This window comes from Pseudomonas sp. MF08831 (assembly GCF_059862645.1).
The window spans coordinates 115,401-139,923 of record NZ_JCBCUX010000006.1; the positions used below are offsets into that span (position 1 = coordinate 115,401).

Below are 24,523 nucleotides of genomic sequence, written 5' to 3' on the forward strand. Positions count from 1 at the left end.
TGTTGGATTGAATGTTGGCGTTTAATCGGTTGTCCTGCTGGCAGGACGAACAATCGCATTTAAGCTGTCTAATCGTTTATTGGGTTCATGTGTAGGATCAACCTCATTCGATCGCCCAGCCGCGATCCTCACTTGGAGATCCCGCATGAAACTGTTGCATATCGATTCCAGCATCCTCGGCGACAACTCGGCTTCGCGTCAGCTCAGCGCTGGTGTGGTCAAGGCCTGGCAAGCGGCTGAGCCGGGTGTGGAAGTGACTTACCGTGACCTGGCAAGCGAAGGCATCAGCCACTTTTCGGGCCTGACCCTGGGCGCCCTGGGCACCGCGGCTGAACTGCGCGACGCGGTACAACAGCACGAGGCTGAGCTGAGCGCGTCGTCCCTGGCTGAATTCATCGCCGCCGACGCTGTGGTGATCGGCGCGCCGATGTACAACTTCTCGGTGCCGTCCCAGCTCAAGGCCTGGATCGACCGCATCGCCGTCGCCGGCCAGACGTTCCGTTACACCGAAGCCGGCCCTGAAGGCCTGTGCGGTGGCAAGAAGCTGATCATCGTCTCGACTGCGGGCGGTCTGCACGCCGGTCAGGCAAGCAACGTCGGCCACGAAGACTATTTGAAACTGGTGTTTGGCTTCCTTGGCATCACCGACATCGAGTTCGTGCGCGCCCAAGGCCTGGCCTACGGTGAAGAAGTACGCAGCAAAGCCCTGAGCGACGCCAACGCTGTCATCAACGAACAATTGTTCGCCGCCGCGTAAGGCTTGTGTAAATTTCGCGTCTGCTCGGTTCCAATCTGAAGCCGGGCGCCTAAACTCTGTATTCTGATCGCCTCAAACGACCGGAATACGGAGTTTTTTCGTTTACCCGCTGTCACTACTTTGGCCCAGGTTATGCACGCATGGGTTTATCACCCGGTGTGAGCGCCTTGAACCATGGACTTTTCATATAGATCTGCCGCGGGTGTTGAACGTGGTCGCGCAGCAAAGGTGGACATCCCCATGATGCGTCTTTGTGCTGTTTTGGTTCTCTCCCTGCTCGGTGGCCTGATTTCAGTGCACGCCGCCCCAGCGCCGCACCCGCATTGGAGTGTGGGCTTCCATCGCATGACCTTTCTCGACCCGCTGGACCTGCAGCCGATGAAAGCCATCGCGTTTTATCCGTCGACCGACGATGAGCACAGCACTGCGTTGGGCGCCTATCACGTCGCCGCCACCGAAGACTCCAAAGTCGCCATCGGCCGCTTCCCGATGCTGATGCTGTCCCACGGCAACACCGGTACGCCACTGGCCCTGCACGACCTGGCCACGTCTTTGGCACGCAAGGGGTTTGTCGTGGTGGCCGTGTTGCACCCTGGCGACAACTACAAGGATCACAGCCGCCTGGGCACCGTGAGTAACCTGTACGGCCGGCCGATTCAGATCTCCGAAGCGATCACCGCCACCCTCGGCGACCCGATGCTGTCGCCGTTCGTCAACGTCGATCAGGTGGGCGTGATCGGTTACTCCGCCGGCGGCGAAACCGCGTTGATCCTGGCCGGCGCCAAGCCGGATTTCGACCGCCTGCGCCGTTATTGCCAGGAGCGCCCGGAAGACCGCGACGCATGCACCACCAAAGGCGAACTGGTGGTGGACCGCGACGACTTGCAGCCACAGGCCGACCCGCGCATTCATGCCTTGATGCTGATGGCGCCGTTGAGCCTGATGTTTGGCCGCCATACCCTGGCGGATGTGCATGTGCCCGTGCTGCTTTACAGCGGCGACGGCGACAAACTGGTGGCGGTGGACAAGAACGCCGCTGCCCTGGCGCGCAAACTGCCGGAGCCACCGGATTTCAAACTGTTGGCGGGCGCCGGGCATTTCGTGTTCATGGCGCCGTGTGACAGCGACCAATTGGTGGCGATGCCGGCGATCTGCACCGATGCCGATGGCGTCGACCGCGAAGGCATCCACCGCGACCTGATTTCAGAAGCGGGGCGCTTCTTCTCCCACACGCTGGGCCAAGCGACCCGCGCCGGTATGCAGACCGCTGATCAGTAAGCGCGGCGTTTGAGCAGCACGGTCAGCCCCAGCGCCGTGACCGATAGCAGCGCGGCGCAAAAGAAGATCCAGCCGTAGCCCAGGTTCAGGGCCACGGCGCCCATCAATGGCCCGGCAATCGCCAGGGCCAGATCAAAAAACACCGCATACGCACTCAGGCCGGCGCCACGGCTGCTATTGGGCACTTGCTTGATGGCTTCGACGCCCAGCGCCGGGTACACCAGCGACAAGCCAAAACCCGTGAGCCCGGCACCGATCAACGCAACCCCGGTTGAGGGCGCCAGCCACAACAGCGTCAGGCCGAGGGTTTCAATGGTCATGCAGGCAATCGCTGCACTGAACCCTCCAAAACGGCTGATGGCAGAGATGAATACCAGGCGCGATAGGATAAAACACACGCCAAATACCGTCAGGCAATACGCTGCCCCGGCCCAACCGCGATTGAGGTAATACAGGGTAATAAAGGTGGTCAGCGTGCCATAGCCAATCGACGCCAGGCACAGGCTGGTGCCAAACGGCGCAATGCGCCCGAACACCGCCCAAAAGGGCAGTCGTTCGCCGCGTACCACGGGCACCGAAGGCTTATTGCGGATCAGCACCAGGCCCAACGCCGCTAGCACCGTCAAGGTGATGCCGAGGCTGGTGTAGCCATAATCCGCCACCATCACCACGCCCAGCGGCGCGCCAATCGCAATGGCGCCGTAGGAGGCAATGCCATTCCACGAAATCGAGCGCGCGGTGTGTTCAGCGCCAACCGCGCCCATGCACCAACTGATGGTGCCCACGCCTATCAGCCCTTGAGCCACGCCAAGCAACAGCCGGCCGACGATCAGGATGCCCAGGCTCAGCGCAGGCAGGCTCTCGACCAGCGTCGCGAAAAACGTCAGCACACCGCTGACCAGGATACCGGCCAGGCCCAGCACAATTGCCCGCTTGGTGCCGACGTTATCGGACATGCGCCCAGCCATGGGCCGGCTGAGCAGGGTGGCCAGGTACTGCGAACCGATGGTGATCCCGGCCACCACCGCGCTGAAACCCAGGTTTTCATGCACATAGCCCGGGATTACCGCGATCGGCAGGCCGATGCAGATAAAGGCGATGAAGGTGTAGAAGACGATGGAGACGATCTGCAGGGTGATCGACAGTGAAGTGGGGGCGGTGGCAGGCATGGTCACTCGTTCGCGGGCGGGCGGTGACGGCATGATGGCAAGGGCGTGGGGGAAAAGGAAGCAGGCTAACTAGTTTGTTTGATGGCTGGGTTTATTATGGTGAGCGGGCTGCTTGTGGCGAGCAGGCTTGCCCTGCGTTGGGCTGCGCAGCAACCCCAATAAAAAACACGCGTTCTGCCAGGCAGAACGCGGTGTCTAATTTTAGGGCCGCTTCGCAGCCCAACGCAGGGCAAGCTTGCTCGCCACAACAAGCCAGCTCACAGGGCAAGCCAGCTCACTACAGTGGCGTTACTTAGAACACCACGCCTTGGCTGCGCAGGTAGTCGTCATAGGTGCCGCTGAAGTCGATCACGCCGTTGGCGCTCAACTCGATGATGCGGGTGGCCAGGGACGATACGAACTCACGGTCGTGGCTGACGAAGATCAGCGTGCCCGGGTAGTTTTCCAGCGCCAGGTTCAGCGCTTCGATGGATTCCATGTCCAAGTGGTTGGTCGGTTCGTCCATGATCAGCACGTTCGGCTTTTGCAGGATCAGCTTGCCGAACAACATGCGGCCTTGCTCACCACCGGAAATCACCTTGACCGACTTGAGGATCTCGTCGTTGGAGAACAGCATGCGGCCCAAAGTGCCGCGAATCATCTGTTCGCCTTGCGTCCACTGACCCATCCAGTCGAACAGGGTGACGTCGTCTTCGAAGTCGTGCGCGTGGTCCTGAGCGTAGTAGCCCAGTTCGGCAGCGTCGGTCCACTTGATGCTGCCGGCGTCCGGGGTCAATTCATTGACCAGGGTGCGCAGCAGGGTGGTCTTGCCGATACCGTTCGGGCCGATGATCGCAACACGCTCGCCTGCTTCAACCTGGAAGCTGAAGTCTTTGAACAACGGCTTGCCGTCGAAACCCTTGGCCATTTTTTCGACCATCACGGCCTGGCGGTGCAGCTTCTTGTTCTGATCGAAACGGATGAACGGGCTCACACGGCTCGACGGCTTGACCTCGGCCAGCTGGATCTTGTCGATCGCCTTGGCGCGGGAGGTGGCCTGCTTGGCTTTCGAGGCGTTGGCCGAGAAGCGGCTGACGAACGATTGCAGCTCGGAGATCTGGGCTTTCTTCTTGGCGTTGTCCGACAGGAGTTGCTCGCGGGACTGGGTCGCCACGGTCATGTACTCGTCGTAGTTGCCCGGGAACAGGCGCAGCTCGCCGTAGTCCAGGTCAGCCATGTGGGTGCACACGCTGTTCAGGAAGTGACGGTCGTGAGAGATGATGATCATCAGGCTGGAGCGCTGGGTCAGGATGTTTTCCAGCCAGCGGATGGTGTTGATGTCCAGGTGGTTGGTCGGTTCGTCGAGCAACAGCACTTCAGGATCGGAGAACAGCGCCTGGGCCAGCAATACGCGCAGTTTCCAGCCTGGGGACACTTCGCTCATCGGGCCGAAGTGTTGCTCCAGCGGAATACCCAGGCCCAGCAGCAGCTCGCCGGCGCGGGATTCGGCGGTGTAGCCGTCCATTTCGGCGAATTCGGTTTCCAGCTCGGCCACGGCCATGCCGTCGTCTTCGCTCATTTCCGGCAGCGAGTAGATGCGGTCGCGCTCAGCCTTGACCTTCCACAGCTCTTCGTGGCCCATGATCACGGTGTCGAGCACGGTGAATTCTTCGTAAGCGAACTGGTCCTGACGCAGTTTACCCAGGCGTACGTTCGGCTCGAGCATGACCTGGCCGCCGGACGGATCAAGGTCCCCGCCAAGGATTTTCATGAAGGTCGACTTGCCGCAACCGTTGGCACCGATCAAACCATAACGGTTGCCGGCGCCGAATTTGACCGAGACATTCTCGAAGAGCGGCTTGGCGCCGAACTGCATGGTGATGTTAGCTGTGGAGATCAATTACTTTACCTATCAATGGGTTGCGAGCGTGGCGGCAGGAGCCTTCAGGCATGCGTCAACAGCGACATCAAGGCGCGAAACCCGGTCGCTGAGCAGAAAATTTTGGATGTGTGTTGGAATTTGGCGCGCATTGTCGCATATGTCAGGCGACAGTTGTAATGCGCGCGAGCGATGGTTTCGCCAATGTCTCTGGCATCGCCAGCCATAACAATGCCAGCGCTGCCGCCGCAACCCCCGCCAGCGTCAGGAAGGCCGCGTTGTAACCGGCCTGTTGCACCACGAAACCGGCCAGGCTGCTGCTCAGCGCCGCGCCCAGGCCAAACACGGTGGACAGCGCGCCAAGGCTGACGTTGAAACGACCCGTGCCCTGGGTCAGGTCCTTGACGATTACCGGGAACAGCGCGCCGAAAATCCCTGCGCCGATGCCGTCGAGCATCTGCACGCCCACCAGCCAGTACGGGTCGCTGGACAGGGTATACAGCACGCCACGCAGCGGCAAAATCAGAAAACCGGCCAGCAACAACGGTTTACGCCCCCACACGTCAGCTTTTATGCCCACCAGCCAGGCCATCGGCACCATGACCAACTGCGCGGCGACGATGCAGGCCGAAGTCAGCGGCGTGGCCATTTGCAGGTTGATCTGCGACAGCTTCTGGCTGACCAGCGGCAGCATCGCGGCATTCGCCAGGTGAAACAACGCGCAGCAGATGGCAAACAGCAGCAGCGGGCGATTGCTTAGCAGCACCTTCACGCCGGAAGGTTGTTCATGATCGCTGCGGTGCGCGGGATCAAAGCCCCGGGCGACTTCGTGGTCAATCGCCGACGCCGAGACACAGCTGACCGCCACGACACTGGCCACGGCCATAAAGGCCATCAAGTAAAACACCACCACCGGGCCGAACCGATACGCCAGACCGCCCGCCAGCAGGGCCGCCACGGCATTGCCGGCGTGGTTGAAGGTTTCATTGCGCCCGGTGCGGCGGGTAAAGGCACGCGGCCCGGTAATGCCCAAGGAAATCGCCGAAATCGCCGGCGCGAACACGGAGGCGGCTACGGCACTGGCCGCCTGAGTCAATGCCACCCAGCTGAACGCGCTGACGAACGGCAGCAGCAGGCAGCTGCCCGTGACGAGGAGGGCGGCCACTGCGATCACCGCACGCTTGCTGCGGGTCCGGTCGATCAGTGCACCCGCCGGACCCTGGGTGATCAAAGCCGCAATGCCCGCCAGGGTCATGACCACGCCGATGCTGGCAGGCTCCCATTTGTGCACCGCCAGCAAGTAAATCGCCAGGTAAGGCCCGAGCCCGTCACGGACATCGGCCAGAAAGAAATTCAGGCTATCCAGGGACAGGGTATTACGCAGGTCGGAGTGATTGGCCACGGCGCTGTCTTCGCTAAGAGTGTTCAGGGGCTGGAGACTCATTGGGCTAGTGACCTACGGGCTCTAATAGAAGTTTCGCCGCCTCAGAGGGTTTCATCTGACAGGCAATTGGCTTAATTTCCGAAGCCCGTTGTAGTAACGATCTGGAGAAGCACATGGAGATGCCCTCAGCCCAACAGGCGATTGCTCATAACAAGGACGCCTGGGACGCCTCCGCCAGGCTGCACAAAGACACCGCCACTTGGAAGACGCTGCTGGAATCGGTCGCACAGGCGGATTTTTCGTGCCTGGATCCAACGATCACTGCGTTGCTGCAAGACGTCGGCGTTGCCGGCAAAGACGTGGTGCAGCTGGGCTGCAACAACGGGCGTGAAAGCCTGTCGCTGCTCGGCCTGGGTGCCCGCCGTGTGGTGGGCGTCGATCAATCCCGGGCGTTTCTTCAACAAGCGCGGGAATTGGCCGAGGTGTCGCCGCATAACCCCGAGTTCATTGAAGCCGATATCCATCATCTGCCGGAACCTCTGCTGGGGCGCTTCGACGTCGCCCTGGTGACCATTGGCGTACTCAACTGGATGCCCGATGTGGCGCTGTTCATGCGCCATGTGGCGAGTGCCCTTAAACCCGGCGGCACGCTGGTGGTCTACGAAACTCATCCCTTCCTGGAGGTATTTGACCCGAGAGCTGCCAACCCTTTGCTGCCGGCGAGTTCATATTTTCAGCGCGATCCGTTCGTGCTGCAGCAGTCGATTGTCTACGAAGGGCAGGGCGAGGTTGCCGGTCCGACGTCCTATTGGTACGTGCATACCCTGGGAAGCATGGTGAGTGGCGCAATTGCCGCGCAACTGCAGATCGAGCACCTGCAGGAATACCCGCATTGCAACCGCGAAGAACTTTACGAGCAGTACGCGCATCAGCCGGCCCAATTGCCGCTGTGTTTCACCTTGACCGCCACCAAGCGTTGCGCCTGAGCGGTTTTCCCACGCGCAAAAAAAGGCCCGCGAGGAGAGGCGGGCCAAGTGATTCACTGGAGTAGGTAGGCTTCACCCTATAGGCCGGAAAGTGAAGGCCGTGTGAAAACCATGTCGCAAGTTCGGATGGGGGCGGATCAACCTTTGCGCACAAAAGTGCGCATGGTTTGTCCTGGTCCCGTGCTGAATACCGTTGGCCTTGGCATGCCCGCATCGGCGGCGATAAACACAAAATCATTACCTTCCAGGCGATAGCTGGCGGGCAGTGGCTTGCCGGCATCTTCGCCGATGGCGTCCACCCAGGTGATGCTTTTGGGCGCCGTGCTGCTGTCCAGCGTAAACCGGCCTGCGAGCAGTACTTCGCCCTGGGTCGTTTTCACCTCGAACGTGTCCCCGGCAATGGTCGTGATTGCCCCTGGCGCGCTATGCGCGTCGGCAGGGTTGAGCACGCCACTGTCTTCGAGGGCGGTCTGCTCCCAAGCGCCTTGAAGAAATTGATAGTCCGGATCTGAGAAAGAGTGCATGCACATTCCTTGTTGCAGGGGCTGGATTGAGGGTGAGGACCTAAGTGCCGAAAGTTGAACAGGGCAAATTGTAACCGCGCTGACCAAAATTTACCGAAAAGGGCTTTATGCGTTAGCGGGCAGAGATTCCCTGAACTATTGACTACGCTTATGACACTCTCGGGCATACATTCACGATGGCCCTGCGTCGTCATCGACATGAAATAGAAACAATCTCTAATTGCGTCGGATTTTTCGCATTAGCGTGTGGTCTGAGTGCCGTTGGTCACTGTGCCAGGGCGTTGTCCCTGGTCTCTCCGTCTTTGAACCTGTGCTCGAGTTCGAATGGGGTGGTGGCTTTTTAATGTCATTCTAAGGTGTTCTCATTTTGAATCGAACTTCTCCGCTCAATTCACCTGCAACGCCAGATGAAATTGATCTGTTTGAATTGTTCCAAGCCATCTGGCGGCAAAAAAAACTGATAGTGGGTTGTACGATTCTGGCGGGGATACTGGGGACGGGTTACGCACTGCTTGCTCCCAAGACATATGAGGTCAGCAGTGTGCTGCGCCCGGCGGCCATCAATGAACTGGATGCGTTGAATCGCTCCGAGGTTTATAAGTTGCCGCCCGCCGATGCGCTGGACAAAGTCGGCGCCCAGCTGGATTCCTATGGGGCTCGCCTGGGTTTTTTCAAAAGCCACGAAGAACTGTTCAAGGCCTTTCAGAAGCCAGGGCGAAGCCTTGAGCAGAGCTTTGAAGACTTCAACCGCAACTCGATCAACCTGATTCTGCCAGACCCGAAGAAGTCCGATTCGTTGAGCAGTTATGTGCGTCTGGAGATGCAATACCCAGCGGACGTAGACGGCGTGGCGATCCTCAACGGGTTTGTCGACTATGCCGTCGCGGCGGAGCGTGAGCAGGTTGGCGCCGACCTCAAGGTCATCGTCAATAACCGTTTGACCGAGCTCATAGGCAAGATTGACGCGGCCCGCGCCAACTACGATACCGAGAAGGAATCGAAGATCGCCACGCTGCTTGAAGCTGACCGGGTCAAGCGCGCCCGCTTGCAGGATGAACTTAGCGGGCTGCGCCTGCAGATGAAAATGGAGCGCACCGACCGCTTGGCAGAATTGGCCGAAGCGATCTCGATTGCCAAATCCATGGGCATCAAAAAGCCTACAACGCCGTCGTCCATGGCCGACACCACACGGGCCGGTTCCAACCAGGTGGTACGCACCGAGATCAGCAACCAGAAGATTCCTTTGTATTTCCTCGGCACCGAGGCGCTGGAAGCCGAGCGAACCGCATTGCAACAGCGCACCAGCGATGACTTCACCAATAGCCGCATCGCCGAAATTGGCAAAGAACTGCAATTGCTTGAAACCAACCGTGAGGTTGAAGTCCTGCAAAAGCGTGGGAATGAGGACATCTTCCTGCAAGACGTTGAGCCGCTGCGGGCCGAAATCGCGCGCTTGAAAGGCCTCAATATCGACATGAGCAACCTGAAGCTGGTGTCCATCGACCGTCGCGCTCAGGAGCCGCTGACCTCGATCAAGCCGAAAAAGCTGCTGATTGTCGCGGTGAGCCTGGTCGTCGGCTTGTTCCTGGGCGTATTGGCTGCATTGATCCGTCACTTCGTGCTGACGCATCGCAAGGCTGAACTGTACGCGACCCAAGAGGCCGACCGCCGCCCACGCCGTGAGCCTACGGACGATCGGCCGCTGCCGTAAGCGCGACTGTCAATGGGCCAGCGTCAATGCTGGCCCACGATGGCTCCGAGCCGGTCTGTGGACAGCTTTTCACAATTCTTAGTTAACCTTTGGTTACAAACTGTGGCTAAATAACGGCCAATGGCCTTGGTCCGGATTGTAAGCAACCCGTCCAGTCGCCTATGTGTAATCGTGATTTCAGGTGCTGCTTATATATCCTCGGCCGTTGTGGGCACGCAGGAGCAGCCTGTTCTCTTCTGACGTGTGACGAATCCCTTGAAACTCATCATTGTTGCTCTCTACGTTGCCTCCATTGCGTATGTTCACCTGCGTGGCCGGGTGCGACACAAGCTGGGCCGCCAGCTTAGCGACCACTCGACGTTCCTTGCGCCGATCAACTGCTTCCTTTACCTGTTTTCCAAGCAGCCAAGCCGTCCCTTTTTGTCGCCCGGCGATTTTCCCGACCTGAGCCCGTTGCAAGAGCATTGGCAAGAAATCCGCCAGGAAGGCCAGAACCTGATGCGCATGGGCGAGATCAAGCGTTCCGAGCAGTACAACGATGTGGGTTTCAACTCGTTCTTCAAGTCGGGCTGGAAGCGTTTCTACCTCAAGTGGTACGGCGACAGCCACCCGTCGGCGATGAAGCTGTGCCCGCGCACCACCGAGCTGGTGCAGAGCATTGGCTCGATCAAGGCGGCAATGTTCGCCGAGCTGCCACCAGGCTCCAAGCTGGTGCGCCACCGCGACCCGTACGCCGGCTCCTACCGCTATCACTTGGGCCTGGACACGCCCAACGATCCTGGCTGCTACATCAATGTGGACGGCGAGAGCTATTACTGGCGCGACGGCGAGCCGGTGATGTTTGATGAGACCTACATTCATTACGCGGAAAACACCACCCAGCAGAACCGCATCATCTTGTTCTGCGACATTGAGCGGCCAATGAAATACCGCTGGGCAGCGGCGTTCAACCGCTGGTTCAGCCGTAACGTGATGGCGGCCGCCGGTTCACCCAATGATGAGGGCGACAAGACCGGCGGCCTGAACCGCGCGTTCACCCGCCTGTACAAGATCCGCCTGCGCGGCAAAGAGCTGAAAAAGCGCAATCGCGCGCGCTACTACTTGGAAAAGTGGGCGATCTTCGCGGGCCTGGCGCTGATCTTTATCCTTATCTGACACCCACCCAGGCGCGCATCACGCGGGTGGTTTCGCGCCCAGTTTGTCCCACATCTTCTTGGTGATCTTCTGCCGATTGGCGTAGCCGGCCCACGGGTCGGCTTTGAGTTTATCCAACCGTTCATGCAGGTTTGCCACCGTCCACTGCTGGGCGCCGCGCAAACCGTTCAACTCCTCTCGACTCACCGGTACCGATACCGGCAGGCCGGGCCGTGCGCGCACCGAATAGGCGGCCACCGTACTTGCGCCGCGCGCATTGCGCAGGTAGTCGATAAAGATCTTGCCGATGCGGTTTTTCGGCCCTGACGTCGCGGTAAACCGTTCTGGCAACTGCGCGGACATGAACTGCGCGATGGCCTTGGCAAAGGCCTTGACGCTGTCCCAGCCATCCCGGCGCGCCAGCGGCACCACCAGGTGCAAGCCTTTACCGCCGCTGGTTTTGACAAACGCTTGCAGCCCAATCTCATCCAGAACCGACAGCGTGAGTTGCGCCGCCTCCAGCATGGCTTTCCACGGCAGCGCCGGGTCCGGGTCAAGGTCGAGCACAAACAGGTCAGGGGTTTCGATTTTGTCTACAGTCGCGCCCCAGGTGTGCAACTCGACGGTGCCCATCTGCACGGCGCCGATCAGGGCGTCGGTGGTGTCGATCTCCAGCAGGCGCGCATGACCGGGGTCCAGTGCCGGGTCCAACTGCTTGATGTTCGGAATGGCCAGGCGCTCGGAATGCTTCTGGAAGAACTGCTCGCCCTCTATCCCTTCGGGCGCGCGCAGCAGCGACACCGGTCGGTGCAGCAGAAACGGCAGGATCCATGCGCTGATGCCTTGATAGAAGTCGGCCAATTGCTGTTTTTGCGTACCACTCTGCTTGTCGATCACCCGGTCAGGGTGCGTGATGTTCACGCCGCTGCTGACCTTTTTTGCCTTCGGGGCCGCCTTGGTGACGGATGTGGCCTTGCGCGGCAACTCGTGAATGATCTGCGCCACCGGCTTGTCGGTGCGCAACGCAACAAATGATGCCTGGCGCACCACGCCTTCGCGGGTCCACTCGGCGAAATTCACCTCGCCAACCAACTGAGGTTCCACCCAATGCACGCCGCGCGCCTGGGCGCTGGTCAGCGGTTTGTGCAGCGGCGAGGTCTTGCGTTCCAGGGGCGTGAGCTGCGCATAGATGGCTTTCAACGATGCCTGATCAAACCCGGTACCGACGCGCCCGGCATAGACCAGCCCGGAATCGTCATTGACAGCCAGCAACAGCGCGCCAAAGCCGCTGCGCGAGCCCTGAGGCCGCGTGTAGCCAATGATCACGAACTCCTGGCGCAAGCGACATTTGAGTTTGATCCAGTCGGCATTGCGGCTCGACACGTATGGGCTGCCGACGCGCTTGCCGATCACGCCCTCCAGCGCCAGGTCGCAGGCGCTCTCGAAAATGTCGCGCTGGTTGGCGGCGAAGGCTTCGGAGAACCGCAGCAGTTTGCTGCGGCTCGCGGACAGCGCGGATTTGAGCGCAGCGCGGCGCTCTTGCACCGGTGCGCTGCGCTGATCCTGGCCGTCGAGAAATGGCGCGTCGAACAGGTAATACACGATGTCCAGGCTGCGGCCGATGTCGAAGGCATTCTGCAGCGCCTGGAAGTCCGGCAACCCCTCGCCATTGAGGCTGACCACTTCACCGTCGAGCCAGCTGTCCTTGAGTTTAAGGGTTTGCAGGGCTTTGACCTGACGCGGCAGACGGTCGGTCCAGTCATTGCCATTACGGGTGAACAGACGCACGTCACCGTCGCGAATGCGCGCCAGCATGCGGTAGCCGTCGAACTTGATTTCGTATTGCCAGTCACCTTCGGGCGCGCGATCGACCAGGGTCGCCAGCTGCGGGGCCAATTGCTCGGGCAGGGCATCGGCGCGTTTGGCGACGGGTGCTTTTTTGGCGGCCGCGGCCTTTTGGCGTTTGGCCGGCGCTTTGGGTTTGCCGACCGAGGCGTCGCTGAGCACGCTTTTGGGCTCGGCCTCGACGATGTCGTAGTCATCGGAAGGGCGCGCCTGCTGGTCCTTTTCCTTGATCAGCAGCCACTGTTCCTTGTCGCCGCTGCCTTTGAGGCGGGTGCGCACCAAGGCCCAGTCGCCGGAGAGTTTTTCACCGACCAAGGTGAACTTGAGTTTGCCGGCCGCGTAGGCCTTGTGCGGGTCTTCATGGGGCTGCCAGACACCGCGATCCCACACGATCACATCGCCCGCGCCATATTGCCCCGCCGGGATGCTGCCCTCGAAATTGCCATAGCTGAGCGGGTGATCTTCGACGTGGACCGCCAGGCGTTTCTGGGTGGGGTCCAGGCTGGGGCCCTTGGGCACCGCCCAGCTTTTGAGCACGCCGTCGAGCTCCAGGCGAAAGTCATAATGCAGGTTTCGCGCGTCGTGTTTTTGAATCACGAACGACAGCGCCGAGGCTTTGCGTTTGCCCGCGGGCGCACTGCCGGCGGGCTCGGCGGTAATCCCGAAATCACGTTTGCGGTTGTATTCGCTCAGGGGCTTTGCCATGTCGTTCTCCAGCAAATGACGGGCTCAAGAGGCCTTTTTGGCGGATTTCTTCGCGGCAGGCTTTTTCGTCGCGCGCTTGGCGGCGGGCTTGCCGGCCAGGCTGCGCTTGAGCAATTCGGTGAGGTCAATGACATCCGCCGATTTGCGCTCTTCGCTGCCTTCCTGGCTTTCCACATCTTCGATCTTGCCGGCCTTGGCCTTCTTGGCCACCAGCGCCATGATTTTGTCCTGGAAACTGTCGCGGTATTCGTCGGGCTGCCAGTCGGCGCTCATGTCCTCCACCAGGCGTTTGGCCATGTCCAGCTCACCTTTGGCCAGGCTCGGCTGGGTGACGTCGCTGCCCAGTTCCAGTTCGTCCAGGCTGCGCACTTCGGCAGGCCAGCGCAGCATCACCAGCACCAGCGCCGACTCCAGCGGCATTAATGCCGCCAGGTGCTGCTTGGTGTGCAGCACCACATTGGCCAGGGCCACCTTGCCGGTTTTTTTCAGGGTTTCGCGCAGCAGTGCGTAGACCTTGCCGCCGCGTTTATCCGGGGCCAGGAAGTAGGGCGTGTCGATGTTTTGCAGCGGGATCTGGTCGCTGGCGACAAAGGCGATGATTTCGATGGTCTGGGTCGACTTGGGGTGCGCCGAGCGAATTTCGTCCTCGCTGAGCACCACGTAGCGGCCTTTCTCGAACGCTACGCCCTTGACGATGTTCTCTTTGGTGACTTCCTTGCCGGTGGTCTTGTTGATGCGCTTGTAGCCGACCGGGTCCATGCTGCGTTTGTCCAGCCAGTCAAAATCAACGCCTTGGGAAGACGTGGCTGAGACCAGTGATACCGGGATGTGGACCAAGCCGAAGCTGATCGCGCCTTTCCAGATTGCCCTTGGCATGCCTGCAATTCCTTGAGAAGAGACTGTGTTCTGGTGACTCACAGGCGCCGGGAAAAGTTTCGGCGAGCAGATGCGCGGACAGATTGTGTTACACCTCATGAGAAACAATTTAGTGTCGAAAGCCGAACCCAAGGCGTAGCGTGTTATCGAAAGCACGTACCACTCGCCCAAGAGAGGCTTTGTCATGAACAGCTGTGTGCGTCACCTTGCAGTACTGGCGTTGGGCCTGGCGCTCACGCCATTGGCCCAGGCGCAAAACCTGCCTGGCAGCTACGACTCCAACAACAGCCCTATTCATCGGGCCAACCCCAACAGCATGCAGGGCACCCAGCCCAATGCGCCGGCAACACGGGGAATTCAGACCGCGCCGACCAGCCCCGCACCCACCGTGGAAAACGGCGGCATTGGCAATCGCTATCCCAAACGTGAGGCCGCCCCGAGCCGTCCCACAACCGAAACCAAAGCTCCCACCTATGATGCCAACGGCAATCGCCGGTAAGGACTCCGTCTTATGTTGCTACGCAAAACCCTTCTAGCCGCTATTTGCGCAACCACGCTGCTGCCACTGGCGGCGGTTTACGCCGCCGATGCCCAGCAATTCCCGAGCGAACAAGGCAGCATCACCGCGACTCCAATCGTCAAAGGCCTCGACCATCCCTGGGCAGTGGCGTTTCTGCCGGACAAGCAAGGCTTTCTGGTGACCGAACGCCCAGGTCATCTGCGTTTTGTCAGCCCCGACGGCAAGCTTTCTGCACCGTTGACCGGTGTGCCCCAAGTGTGGGCCAAAGGGCAGGGCGGTTTGCTGGATGTGGTGCTGTCGCCGGACTTCAAGCAGGACCGCATGGTCTACCTGTCGTACGCCGAAGGCGGCGGCGAGGGTGGCAAGGCCGGCACTGCCGTCGGACGCGGGCGCTTGGCGGATGACCTGAGCGGCCTGAAGGACTTCAAAGTGATCCTGCGCCAGGAGCCCAAGCTGTCCACCGGCAATCACTTTGGCTCGCGGTTGGCCTTCGACCGCGATGGCTACCTGTTCGTGACCCTGGGTGAAAACAATGATCGCCCGACCGCCCAGGACCTGGACAAGTTGCAAGGCAAAGTGGTGCGGATCTTCCCGGACGGCCGCGTGCCAGAGGACAACCCGTTCGTTGGCCAACAGGGTGTACGCCCCGAGATATGGTCCTACGGCCAGCGCAACCCGCAAGGCCTGGCGTTGAACCCCTGGAGTGGCACCATCTGGGAAAACGAACACGGCCCACGCGGTGGTGATGAAATCAACATCATCGAGCGCGGCAACAATTACGGTTGGCCGTTGGCGACCCACGGCATCAATTATTCGCTGACACCGATTCCCGAGGCCAAGGGCAAGACAGTGGAAGGCACCGTGGCGCCTCATCACGTCTGGGAGAAATCACCGGCGATCAGTGGCATGGCATTTTATGACGCCGACCGCTTCAAGGCGTGGCAGCACAACCTGTTCATTGGCGCACTGGCCAGCCAGGAGTTGATCCGCTTGCAGTTCGACGGCGACAAGGTGATCCATGAAGAGCGTTTGCTCGCAGGTTTGAAAGCGCGCATCCGCGATGTGCGGCAGGGGCCGGATGGGTTTCTGTATGTGCTGACTGATGAGGATAATGGTGTGCTGTATCGGGTCGGTCTGAATCAGGATTAAATGCTGGAGCGGGCTTGCCCGCTCCCACATTTCGCGTCGCAACCGGCTTAAAGCCCGAGGTCGGACAGCCCCGGGTGATCATCCGGGCGCCGACCCAGCGGCCAGTGAAACTTGCGGTCGCTCGCCTTGATCGGCATGTCATTGATGCAGGCAAAGCGGTTGGCCATCAGACCGTTTTCGTCGAATTCCCAGTTTTCATTGCCGTAGGAGCGGAACCAGTTACCGGAATCGTCGTGCCATTCGTAGGCATAGCGCACGGCGATACGGTTACCGGTGAAGGCCCACAATTCCTTGATCAGCCGATAGTCCAGCTCTTTAGCCCACTTGCGGGTCAGAAAACCCTTGGCCTCTTCGCGGTTGTGCGCAAATTCAGCGCGATTGCGCCATTGCGTGTCCAGTGTGTAGGCCAGCGATACGCGGTGCGGGTCGCGGGAATTCCAACCGTCTTCGGCCAGGCGAACCTTTTCGATGGCCGACTCGCGGGTGAACGGTGGCAGCGGCGGGCGAGCGTCTGCGTCGGATGACGGTGCCTTGGATGACATGGGCAGCTCCTGAAAACAATTAGGTGTATCGAAAGTTGCTCAGTTGATGCGTTCAAAGTTGCAATAACGTTCGCGCCATGCAGCGCGCATTATCAGCAGCTGTTGAATCACCCATCACCAGGGCAACGGTAATGGCGCCGTCGATCAAGATCAGCAGTTGCGCGGCCTGCTGTTCAGGGTCGGGGGTGCCATGTGCTTTGCACAGTTGCAGTGCGTAATCGAACAGTTTTTGTTTATGCGCCTTGGCCAGCAGGCGTACCGGGTCGTGCGGGTCGCCGGTTTCACCGCTGGTGTTGATGAAGGCGCACCCGCGAAAGTCTGCCGAGCCAAACCATGTCTTGAGGGCGTCGAACAGCGCCAGCAGGCGTTCTCCACTGCCTTCACTGCGTTCGACTTCGCTGCGCAGCCATTGCATCCAGCGCTCATCGCGGCGGTGCAGGGCGGCAATCACCAATTCATCTTTATTGGCGAAGTACCGGTAAATACTTTTGCGCGAGACGCCCGCGGTTTTCACCAGCAAGTCCATGCCGGTGGCGGCGATGCCATGGCGATAGATCAACTTTTCGGTGACATCGAGGATAATATCGCGGGTATCGTTGCTGATTAATTCATTCATGCTGCGCACAGTAGAACGATCGTTCTCCATGGTCAATTAACTTTTTTCCATCGCGGGCGACGAGACCTGAGCTGCCCCATGGTGTAAGCTCGGGGCCCCTTCGGATTCGACCCATTGCGAGCCTTATGCCGTCGTTCTTCAAACGCTCCCTGTTGCCAAAACTGCGTGGTTTCCCACTGTCTCCCGAGTCGATCGACGTGCTGTCCGGCGCCGATGCGTTTCGCCGTTGCCTGCTGGAGAAAATCCCCCAGGCCACGCGGCGCATCTACATCGTTGCGCTCTACTTGCAGCAGGATGAAGCCGGTCAGGAGATCTACGATGCCTTGCACGCCGCCAAGGCTGCACGGCCAGCGCTGGACATCGTCGTGGTGGTTGACTCGCTGCGCGCCCAGCGCGGCCTGATTGGCGCAGGCAAGCAACCCGGCAACAGTGCTTGGTACCAGGCCATGACCCAACGCCACGCCAGCGAAGTGCCGGTGTACGGCGTGCCGGTGCAGACCCGCGAACTGTTCGGCGTGTTGCACCTCAAGGGTTTTGTGATCGACGACAGCGTGCTGTACAGCGGCGCCAGCTTGAATAACGTGTACCTGCACAAGTTCGACAAGTACCGTTTTGACCGCTACCACCTGATCCACAGCCAGGCGCTGGCCGACTCGATGCAGCATTTGCTGGAGCACGGCTTGATTGCCTCCAAGGCCGTGCATCGCCTGGACCTGCCGAACCCGCCTACCACCCGCAGCCTGCGCAACGATATCGGCGATTTGCGCAGCCGCCTCAAGCATGCGGCGTATGACACCACTGCGGGGCTGTTGCCCAACGGCCACCTGTTGGTAAGCCCACTGCTCGGCGTCGGCAAGAACAACCCTCTGAACCGCGTGATCCTTGAGTTGATCGCCAGTGCCCAGCATCAGCTGACTGTCTGCACGCCGTATTTCAACCTGCCACTGCCGGTGACCCGTGAAATCAATCGCGCCCTGGCGCGTGGGGTCAAGATCGACATCATTGTTGGCGACAAAACCGCCAACGACTTTTACATCCCGCCCAGCGAGCCGTTCAAGGTGATCGCGGCGTTGCCTTATTTGTATGAAATCAGCCTGCGCCGTTTCGCCAAGCGCCATCAGCCGATGATCGACAGCGGCCAGTTGAACCTGCACCTGTGGCGCGACGGCGACAACACCTATCACCTCAAGGGCATGTGGGTTGACCAGCGCTACACCTTGCTCACCGGCAACAATCTGAACCCACGAGCGTTCCGACTCGACCTGGAAAACGCGTTGCTCATCGATGACCCGCGCGGCCAATGGCTGGAGCCGCGGCGTACCGAACTGGCGCAGATTTTCCAGCACACCACGCGCATCGAAGGGTATCAGCAGCTGCAGACCCTGGTGGACTATCCGCCGGCTGTCGGCAAGTTCCTGCGACGGGTCAGCCGGGTGCGCATCGAGCGGCTGCTGTACCGCATCTTGTAAGCCCTCATGGCATAGAGCAGCAGCCGGGCCTGATTCAAGCCCGGCTGCTCGCCCGCCAGGCTAGGTTCAGCGACAGATTGAGAACTCTCCTACACCTGGCCTTCGGGTTCTCTCGTAGTCTTTTTGTCGACGGTTCTTAAGGACTAGAACTCTTGCGGTCAAACGTGAAGAGAGCTTGAAATGTCGACCATTTCCTTGATTCGTACGCCCACGCCTTCATCTGTCCCATCAGGCCTACACGGTGAAACTGAACCGCGTGCTTCCCCGGCCGCACCCACCTCTCAGGACAGTTCCCGCAACGCTGAACAAGCGTCACTGGCAGGCGCGTCACGCCGGTTGGACGGGCAACTGACACAAGCCAGGTTTGAACAGGCGGCACTGCGCTACAAGCGCGAAAACTCATCGGCAAGTACTGGCCACTCGGCCGAAGCTGAGCGTGCAGGCAGAAGCTTTCCGCAGGACGTCGACGCACGCAGGGCGGATGGAAAACTGCAACAAACCCTCATTCACTGGTTGATGACTGGCGACATCAAAGACCAGCCCTTTGCGCGTAACGCCTCGATCCGGCCATTTATTGACGCGCTCAGCAATGCTGCATGGGCGCCACAGGTGCAGGCCTGGTTCAAGGCCAATGGCGTGGACGTGGCCACAGTGCGTGTTTTCAGTGACGGCGTGGAAGGCACCGTGTCGGTCAACGGTGTAAAGGTCAGGCGCAGGTTTACCGCTGTAGACGAATCAGGCTGGGGCGAGGTCGGGGCGAAAGTGACCGAGGCGGCCGACAAGTTGTCGCCTGATCCTTTCGGGGTATTGCTGCCCGGCAGGAAAAAAGCGCCGTTCCGTGATTTGGACGCGGTTTTTCATTTCTACGGCGTAGACCCCCCCCCATTCCGACAAAGAAAGACAGCCGTTGGGCGAGCTGCTCAAGAGCGCGGGCTGGCCCGCGATAACCGACGAAAAACGCCTGTTCTGGCGCCAGCAGTTCGGTGAACTTCAGCAAAAAAACGCTGACATTGACGCACGGGTGAACCTGGCGTCTCAACTGCAGAACCTGATCAGGGACGCGAAGGAGGAGGGCACACTCAATCTGGGCGACCAGCCTGCAATGGTTCAGCCTGAGTCGACATTGGCGCAAAACAGCCGGCTGCCTCGCGAACGCTTTATCGCATGGCTGGCGTCGCCATCGTTCAAGACATTTATCGAGAAGATCGGCTTCGGCGGCGGCGACAACATCTACCGGGTTTTCGAGGGCGACCTGGAAATACGCCAGCGTGATACTCAATGGTTTTCGTTGGGCCGTATGCTGCAGGATGAGATCAGCAAGGTCGGCGCAGGCGGCAGCCCGGCCGAAAAAGCCGCTATCCGTGCCCTTGAGGGCGGCTTCAAGCAACTCGTCGAGATGACCGGGCCGATCGGCAACACCCTGTACTCGCAGCCTGTTTATGATGCGCGTCAGTTCCTGGCGTTTTCCGGGCTGGGCTCACCCAGTACGCATGCGCACATTTACTCGGCCATCACCGGCCTGAGCAACAACCTGCCACCATCGCCTCCCCACTGGACTCTGCCTTCCTCACGCCCTGAAAACCCGGACCGTGTGTCTGTTGACGCCGCGTTTGGTAACGACCTGCTCAGCTCGATGCACACGGGTTATTCCATTGTCGAGGTCCCGCAGGGGACGTCCATGGCGGCGGCGTTGGACGTTTACCGGCACGTCCTGGCCCAGCCGGAGCTGCAGTCCTGGTTCAAAAGCAAGGGGTTGGAAACCCAGGGGCTCAGGCTGCACAAGGACAGTATCAGCGGTTTCATCAACCGCGACGGCGTGCGCACCGCGGTTACATTCAGCACCGCGGACGATTCCGGATGGTGGCAAGTCAGCGCGAAGCTGCGCTTGATCAGGGAGGTGCTGGACCCGGCCGACAAGGGTATTTATTACCTGGCGGAGGGTGAGTCGTGGGTGCCCACTTCCGTTGTCCTGCAGGCTTACGGTTTGCCCGAGCCGGTCTGGACTGGGGACCGGGAGCGGTTGATGACGCAGCTGCAGACCACCGGGCTGGTGATGCCCGCCGACCAGTATCGGCTCATCAACACGCGCGTGGAGGGCGTGCGACAAGCGATCGGTGACCTGGATGAACGTGCCTACCTGGCCGACTATCTGGAAAACCAGGTCAAGAACGCGCCTGACGATACGCCGTGGGACTGGTCAGAAGAGCCGGTGCTACCGTCGGCGAGCTCACCGATGGTGATGGGCGATCATGCGGCGCGGGCGAGCCTGCAGAGGTTCACCGAGTTGCCTGCCGTGCGCACGCCTCTGCAACGCCAGGGCCTGTTTTGGCCAGGGCAGCCGTTCCGGGTTTCCGAAGGCAAATTCGAACACCGGCTCCCGCAGGGGAAGTGGATAGACCTGAGCAGCCGCCTCACTGGCGAGCGCGGCATCGACCTTGAACTGCGCCACTTGGTCAACATGAGCCAGTCGCGTGGAAACGCCCTGTACTCGGTGCCTTATTACGACATCCGCCAGATGCTGGACCACAAGGGATTGGGCTCACCCCGGACCGCTGGCGAGACGCGCAACATGGTGCGGTGGCTGCGCAGCGCCTTGCCGCCCGCGCCGGCGCTCGGCGATTACTCCGGGCTTTTGCAGGCCCCGTGGTCCCCCGGCCAATTGACCCCGAGCGACAAAGCCATCCTCAAGGCCCAGGCTGGCGAGCGTCTGAGTGGCTCGGCCGTGAGCCGTTTCAATTACCTTGGTCAGACCACTCTTGAGGCGCTGCAACAGCATCCGGCTGAACACCTGGAAAAATTTCTCGGCAGCCCCGATGCGCTGAACTTTGGTGACGACCTGGCTTATGTTCTGAAGTGGCGGCAATCGCCAACGCCCCAAACGGTGCGCCAACAGTTGGCCGTGGCCGCACTTACCTTGCACGCAGAGCCGGATGGCCCTGCAGCGCCGGGCTACATTGGCGGCTATAGCCTTTACCAACCGGGCAATATGGGCCGCACGTTGACTGCGGTACGTCGGGACCTGGAGAAACACCTGCAGCTTGAGCGGGGGCTTGAGCCAAAACTTGCGGTGTTGGCGGCCCAGATCCGTCTGGCTCAGATGGCGCCCGAGTTTCTCGTCCAGGAGGTGCCCAAGGAAATACGGATCGGCACGCCTGCCTGGATGGAACTGCGCCTGGGGTGCGAGATGGCGGAGCTCAAGGCGCCAGGGACCAGCCGCATGATGAACGAGGCACACATCAGCGATCTGGCTGCGCTGGCCCCTACCAGCGAAGCACAGGCCACCTTGATGCAATTGGGCGCCATGAAGATTTTGCTGGATTGGGCGGTGCTCAATGGTGTGATTCCCGCAGCCGCTGGAGGAGAACACCCGCGGTCGGCGATCAACAAAGCCAGCCAGGCGTTCTTCAAACAGCGCCAGGAGGTCAACGATGCAATGAACGCCGTGGCAGAAGTACCGGCGCGCAAGGCGATTGCACTCCGGGAGTTGCTCAAGGTGTTTGCGCCAAGCACGCCCAGCCAGCTGGAGGGCATGAAGGTATTGATTGCCGATGTCAGCGCCCGACGCAACCTGCCCATTTCCGAACCGCGTACACGCTCGCTTGTAGAAACGTACATGACCGGCGACTTGATACCTGGCAAGTGGGTACTCAGAAGCGACATGCCGCAAAGGTTGGTCCGGCCCCGATCCAGCCCCTATCAACTCAACCTGGACATCGAGGCGCCCGCCGACAAACGCGCCGAACTTGATGAACGAATTCGCAGGCTGCCCGATTTGAAGGCCCTGCTGAAAACCGCAGTCGATGCGCACACCGCGACGCTCAAAAAAGCTTACGCAACCCAGCTCAAACTCATGTTTGCCAAGCTCCCGCTGCCCGATCGTCAGCTTCTGAACAACCCCGAAAGCGTGGTCAGGTTGTTCTCCTTGCGAGGGGAGACGGGGCTGCCTCCGGTCAAGCAGACCGATGCGGATAAAGAGGCGGTCCGGGGGCGGCAAGGGACATTGATGAGGGTCGAACTGGGCAAGGCGGTGTGTTACTTCGAAGTGTTTGCCAATGGCAAGATCACCAAGCGCACCGACCTCCCCAATAACCTGCGGCTGGGCGATGTGCTTGCCGGCAAGCCCAATCCCTTGGGGTTGAGCGGCATCTACACGACCGCCTTCACCGCAGGTTTCGAGCTGAATGTGGACTTTGACGCCTACTTGAAAGGCACCGTGTCCCGGCCGAATGTCTCATCCAGAGTCATCGTTGAAAGCATCGGCAATCCGATTGTCGGCGACACGCCCGCGGCCGGTGGTGCAGTGGGAAGTGTCATCACGGACACCTTTGCATCGGCGAAGACGCAACGCATCGTGACGCTGATTGCCGAGCGTAATTTATATGAAAGCGACGACGCGCTGCTGCAACGGGCCGAGGGCACACTGCCGCTGGAAAAGAAGCGGGAAGTCCTGGGTCGTGACAAGGCCATCTTGAAGGGGCTTGTGCCGTTCGTGGGGGCTTATCAGGAGTTTGCGGACGGGAATATCGGCAAGGGCCTGTTTGCCTTGTCGTTGGACGTGGGCGGGCTGGTTATCGGCGCGGGAGGCCAGGCCCGCTCATTGCTGCGCACGGCCAAGACGCTCACGCCCAACCCGGTAGGCGGTCTGGTTCGCCGGCTGGGCAGCACTGTGGCGCCGGCCAGGCCCAAAATTGCCTGGACAAAGCCGGTGGCGAGCTTTGGCGACAGGGCCTTCAATTTCGTCAAGGAATCGGCGTTGTTCTCCAGTGCGGTGATGAATCCGGCGGACGGGTATGCGCAATTGGTAAATGCCGCTATCAAGGGCCTGTTCAAACTATCGCATCTGGCCCCCAGTGCTTCGATGCTGGGCAAGGCCGCGCCCCACTTGCTCACGGTTGAGGAGAAGTTGAGGGCTTACTGGTTGGCGGGAGGGTGGGATCCTGCACCCGCGCCTGCGCCGACGGGCGTGGCTGGAACCAGCCAGGGCGTCGCCGTGGTCGCGTCCAGGGTCAATGGCTTCTGGTATGCGATCAATCCAAAAACGGGGAGGGCGGATGCCACGCCGTTGCCAGACTTCAAATCGACAACCCCATTGGCCGTCTAAGAGGGCAAATCCGACGCTACGCTGAATAGGCCCCAGACCCTGCACGGGCTCAAGTGCAGGGCCTGGGGTTTTTTATCAGTTCAGGCCGAGTTTGCCGCGCAGGGTCGACAGGTCTTCAGCCAAGGTGTTGACCGGGCCTACCAGGGCCTTGCGGTCGTTTTCCTTCACTTTGTCGTAGGTCTCAAAGCCGCCGTCCTTGGTTTTGTACTTGGCCAGGATTTTGTCCACGGCAGCAAAGTTCTTGTCGACTTTGGTCAGGAAGACCTTGTCTTGCTTCTCGAGCTGACCACGGAACAGGTCGACGATTTTCTTCGCGCCGTCGATGTTGCCCTGGAAGTCATACAGGTCAGTGTGGCTGTAACGGTCTTCCTCACCGGAAATCTTGGTGGCAGCCACTTCTTCCAGCAGGGCAGCAGCACCGCCGACCACTTTCTCAGGTGGGAAGGTCAGGCCGTCAACCCGGGTTTTCAGGTCGTTGACGTCAGTGTTGAGTTTGGCGGTCAGCGCTTCGAGGCCTTTGGTGGTCTTCTCGGAGAACAGAACGTACTCGATGCGGTGGAAGCCGGTGAAGTCTTCGGCGGTCACGCCTTTTTCGTGGTCGTCAACGCGCGAGTCAATCGAGGCGTCGAGGTCGCTGAACAGCTCGGCGATCGGCTCGATGGACTCATAGTGAACACGGGTCGGGGCGTAGAGCTTCTGGGCGGTGGCCAGGTCGCCCTTGTTGATGGCGTCGGTGAACGCTTTGGTCTGGGTGACCAGCTCACCGATTTCTTCTGTGACGTAGATCTTGTAGTCCGACACCGGGCCTACCAGGTCCAGAGGCGCGGTAGCGGCGAATGCTGCCAGCGGCGAGAGGGTCATTAACAACGACAACGCGATAGTCGACTTCTTCATGGGAC

19 protein-coding genes are annotated in these 24,523 nt (G+C 60.2%); 10 read left to right on the plus strand and 9 right to left on the minus strand.

Annotation, left to right across the window (positions count from 1 at the left end):
- The first annotated feature begins 145 nt into the window (after window positions 1-145).
- Window positions 146-757, plus strand: a complete 612-nt coding sequence (locus AC19YS_RS14475) for an FMN-dependent NADH-azoreductase (protein ID WP_106577978.1) — start codon at window positions 146-148, stop codon at window positions 755-757.
- A 240-nt stretch (window positions 758-997) separates the two neighbouring features.
- A complete protein-coding gene (locus AC19YS_RS14480; RefSeq protein WP_106577979.1) occupies window positions 998-2,035 on the plus strand; it encodes an alpha/beta hydrolase family protein in 1,038 nt (345 codons plus the stop codon).
- Here the strand turns inward: AC19YS_RS14480 and AC19YS_RS14485 are convergent.
- The 3 genes from AC19YS_RS14485 to AC19YS_RS14495 all read right to left on the minus strand — a co-directional run bounded on the left by AC19YS_RS14485 (window position 2,029) and on the right by AC19YS_RS14495 (window position 6,464).
- A complete protein-coding gene (locus AC19YS_RS14485; protein WP_500602114.1) occupies window positions 2,029-3,204 on the minus strand; it encodes an MFS transporter in 1,176 nt (391 codons plus the stop codon). The two genes, AC19YS_RS14480 and AC19YS_RS14485, sit on opposite strands and share 7 nt — an antisense overlap.
- Window positions 3,205-3,496: 292 nt before the next feature.
- On the minus strand, window positions 3,497-5,083 hold the full coding sequence (locus AC19YS_RS14490; protein WP_106577981.1) for an ABC-F family ATPase: 1,587 nt from the start codon (window positions 5,081-5,083) through the stop codon (window positions 3,497-3,499).
- 142 nt (window positions 5,084-5,225) lie between these two features.
- Window positions 5,226-6,464: an MFS transporter gene (locus AC19YS_RS14495; protein ID WP_500602226.1), complete on the minus strand. Its 1,239-nt coding sequence runs from the start codon at window positions 6,462-6,464 to the stop codon at window positions 5,226-5,228.
- A 155-nt stretch (window positions 6,465-6,619) separates the two neighbouring features.
- Here AC19YS_RS14495 and AC19YS_RS14500 point away from each other — a divergent pair, with 155 nt between their 5' ends.
- Window positions 6,620-7,432, plus strand: coding sequence for a class I SAM-dependent methyltransferase (locus tag AC19YS_RS14500; protein ID WP_200624653.1), 813 nt, complete (start codon window positions 6,620-6,622; stop codon window positions 7,430-7,432).
- 137 nt (window positions 7,433-7,569) lie between these two features.
- Here the strand turns inward: AC19YS_RS14500 and AC19YS_RS14505 are convergent, their stop codons facing one another.
- Window positions 7,570-7,956 (minus strand): TIGR03067 domain-containing protein, encoded by a 387-nt coding sequence (locus AC19YS_RS14505; RefSeq protein ID WP_106578057.1) that lies wholly within the window; start codon window positions 7,954-7,956, stop codon window positions 7,570-7,572.
- Window positions 7,957-8,323: 367 nt separating this feature from the next.
- Here AC19YS_RS14505 and AC19YS_RS14510 point away from each other — a divergent pair, with 367 nt between their 5' ends.
- Entirely contained in the window at window positions 8,324-9,667 is a 1,344-nt protein-coding gene (locus AC19YS_RS14510; protein ID WP_200624654.1) for an LPS O-antigen chain length determinant protein WzzB, read from the plus strand.
- Between the two features lie 255 nt (window positions 9,668-9,922).
- On the plus strand, window positions 9,923-10,822 hold the full coding sequence (lpxO, locus tag AC19YS_RS14515) for a lipid A hydroxylase LpxO (RefSeq protein ID WP_106578059.1): 900 nt from the start codon (window positions 9,923-9,925) through the stop codon (window positions 10,820-10,822).
- Window positions 10,823-10,840: 18 nt separating this feature from the next.
- Here lpxO and ligD read toward each other — a convergent pair whose 3' ends face one another.
- Both ligD and ku read right to left on the minus strand, forming a co-directional pair.
- Window positions 10,841-13,351: a DNA ligase D gene (gene ligD / locus AC19YS_RS14520; protein WP_500602116.1), complete on the minus strand. Its 2,511-nt coding sequence runs from the start codon at window positions 13,349-13,351 to the stop codon at window positions 10,841-10,843.
- A gap of 24 nt (window positions 13,352-13,375) precedes the next feature.
- A complete protein-coding gene (ku, locus tag AC19YS_RS14525; RefSeq protein WP_119740677.1) occupies window positions 13,376-14,227 on the minus strand; it encodes a non-homologous end joining protein Ku in 852 nt (283 codons plus the stop codon).
- Between the two features lie 184 nt (window positions 14,228-14,411).
- Between ku and AC19YS_RS14530 the strand changes: the two genes are divergently transcribed.
- Complete coding sequence (locus tag AC19YS_RS14530) at window positions 14,412-14,726, plus strand: hypothetical protein (RefSeq protein WP_200624656.1); 315 nt, start codon at window positions 14,412-14,414, stop codon at window positions 14,724-14,726.
- Window positions 14,727-14,738: 12 nt separating this feature from the next.
- Window positions 14,739-15,896 carry a PQQ-dependent sugar dehydrogenase gene (locus tag AC19YS_RS14535; RefSeq protein ID WP_500602117.1) on the plus strand — a complete coding sequence of 386 codons (1,158 nt, stop codon included), beginning with the start codon at window positions 14,739-14,741 and terminating at the stop codon, window positions 15,894-15,896.
- 47 nt (window positions 15,897-15,943) lie between these two features.
- Here the strand turns inward: AC19YS_RS14535 and AC19YS_RS14540 are convergent, their stop codons facing one another.
- Together AC19YS_RS14540 and AC19YS_RS14545 are read right to left on the minus strand one after the other, a co-directional pair.
- Entirely contained in the window at window positions 15,944-16,438 is a 495-nt protein-coding gene (locus AC19YS_RS14540; RefSeq protein WP_500602119.1) for a nuclear transport factor 2 family protein, read from the minus strand.
- A 52-nt stretch (window positions 16,439-16,490) separates the two neighbouring features.
- Window positions 16,491-17,054, minus strand: a complete 564-nt coding sequence (locus AC19YS_RS14545) for a TetR/AcrR family transcriptional regulator (protein WP_119740671.1) — start codon at window positions 17,052-17,054, stop codon at window positions 16,491-16,493.
- 125 nt (window positions 17,055-17,179) lie between these two features.
- Between AC19YS_RS14545 and pssA the strand changes: the two genes are divergently transcribed.
- The 3 genes from pssA (at window position 17,180) to AC19YS_RS14560 (ending at window position 23,624) form a co-directional block, all read left to right on the plus strand.
- A complete protein-coding gene (pssA, locus tag AC19YS_RS14550) occupies window positions 17,180-18,523 on the plus strand; it encodes a CDP-diacylglycerol--serine O-phosphatidyltransferase (protein WP_106578066.1) in 1,344 nt (447 codons plus the stop codon).
- A 180-nt stretch (window positions 18,524-18,703) separates the two neighbouring features.
- Window positions 18,704-19,510, plus strand: coding sequence for a hypothetical protein (locus AC19YS_RS14555; protein WP_500602120.1), 807 nt, complete (start codon window positions 18,704-18,706; stop codon window positions 19,508-19,510).
- Window positions 19,431-23,624, plus strand: a complete 4,194-nt coding sequence (locus AC19YS_RS14560; protein WP_500602122.1) for a hypothetical protein — start codon at window positions 19,431-19,433, stop codon at window positions 23,622-23,624. Before AC19YS_RS14555 ends, AC19YS_RS14560 begins: the two co-directional genes overlap by 80 nt.
- Before the next feature lie 75 nt (window positions 23,625-23,699).
- Here AC19YS_RS14560 and efeO read toward each other — a convergent pair whose 3' ends face one another.
- Window positions 23,700-24,518 carry an iron uptake system protein EfeO gene (gene efeO, locus AC19YS_RS14565; protein ID WP_106578068.1) on the minus strand — a complete coding sequence of 273 codons (819 nt, stop codon included), beginning with the start codon at window positions 24,516-24,518 and terminating at the stop codon, window positions 23,700-23,702.
- Window positions 24,519-24,523 lie beyond the last annotated feature (5 nt).

Coding starts and splice junctions, on each gene's coding strand:
- AC19YS_RS14475 (WP_106577978.1), top strand. CDS start 146: ATGAAACTGTTGCATATCGATTCCAGCATCCTCGGCGACAACTCGGCT.
- AC19YS_RS14480 (WP_106577979.1), top strand. CDS start 998: ATGATGCGTCTTTGTGCTGTTTTGGTTCTCTCCCTGCTCGGTGGCCTG.
- AC19YS_RS14485 (WP_500602114.1), bottom strand. CDS start 3,204: ATGCCTGCCACCGCCCCCACTTCACTGTCGATCACCCTGCAGATCGTC.
- AC19YS_RS14500 (WP_200624653.1), top strand. CDS start 6,620: ATGGAGATGCCCTCAGCCCAACAGGCGATTGCTCATAACAAGGACGCC.
- AC19YS_RS14505 (WP_106578057.1), bottom strand. CDS start 7,956: ATGCACTCTTTCTCAGATCCGGACTATCAATTTCTTCAAGGCGCTTGG.
- ligD (WP_500602116.1), bottom strand. CDS start 13,351: ATGGCAAAGCCCCTGAGCGAATACAACCGCAAACGTGATTTCGGGATT.
- ku (WP_119740677.1), bottom strand. CDS start 14,227: ATGCCAAGGGCAATCTGGAAAGGCGCGATCAGCTTCGGCTTGGTCCAC.
- AC19YS_RS14530 (WP_200624656.1), top strand. CDS start 14,412: ATGAACAGCTGTGTGCGTCACCTTGCAGTACTGGCGTTGGGCCTGGCG.
- AC19YS_RS14535 (WP_500602117.1), top strand. CDS start 14,739: ATGTTGCTACGCAAAACCCTTCTAGCCGCTATTTGCGCAACCACGCTG.
- AC19YS_RS14540 (WP_500602119.1), bottom strand. CDS start 16,438: ATGTCATCCAAGGCACCGTCATCCGACGCAGACGCTCGCCCGCCGCTG.
- AC19YS_RS14545 (WP_119740671.1), bottom strand. CDS start 17,054: ATGAATGAATTAATCAGCAACGATACCCGCGATATTATCCTCGATGTC.
- pssA (WP_106578066.1), top strand. CDS start 17,180: ATGCCGTCGTTCTTCAAACGCTCCCTGTTGCCAAAACTGCGTGGTTTC.
- AC19YS_RS14555 (WP_500602120.1), top strand. CDS start 18,704: ATGTCGACCATTTCCTTGATTCGTACGCCCACGCCTTCATCTGTCCCA.
- efeO (WP_106578068.1), bottom strand. CDS start 24,518: ATGAAGAAGTCGACTATCGCGTTGTCGTTGTTAATGACCCTCTCGCCG.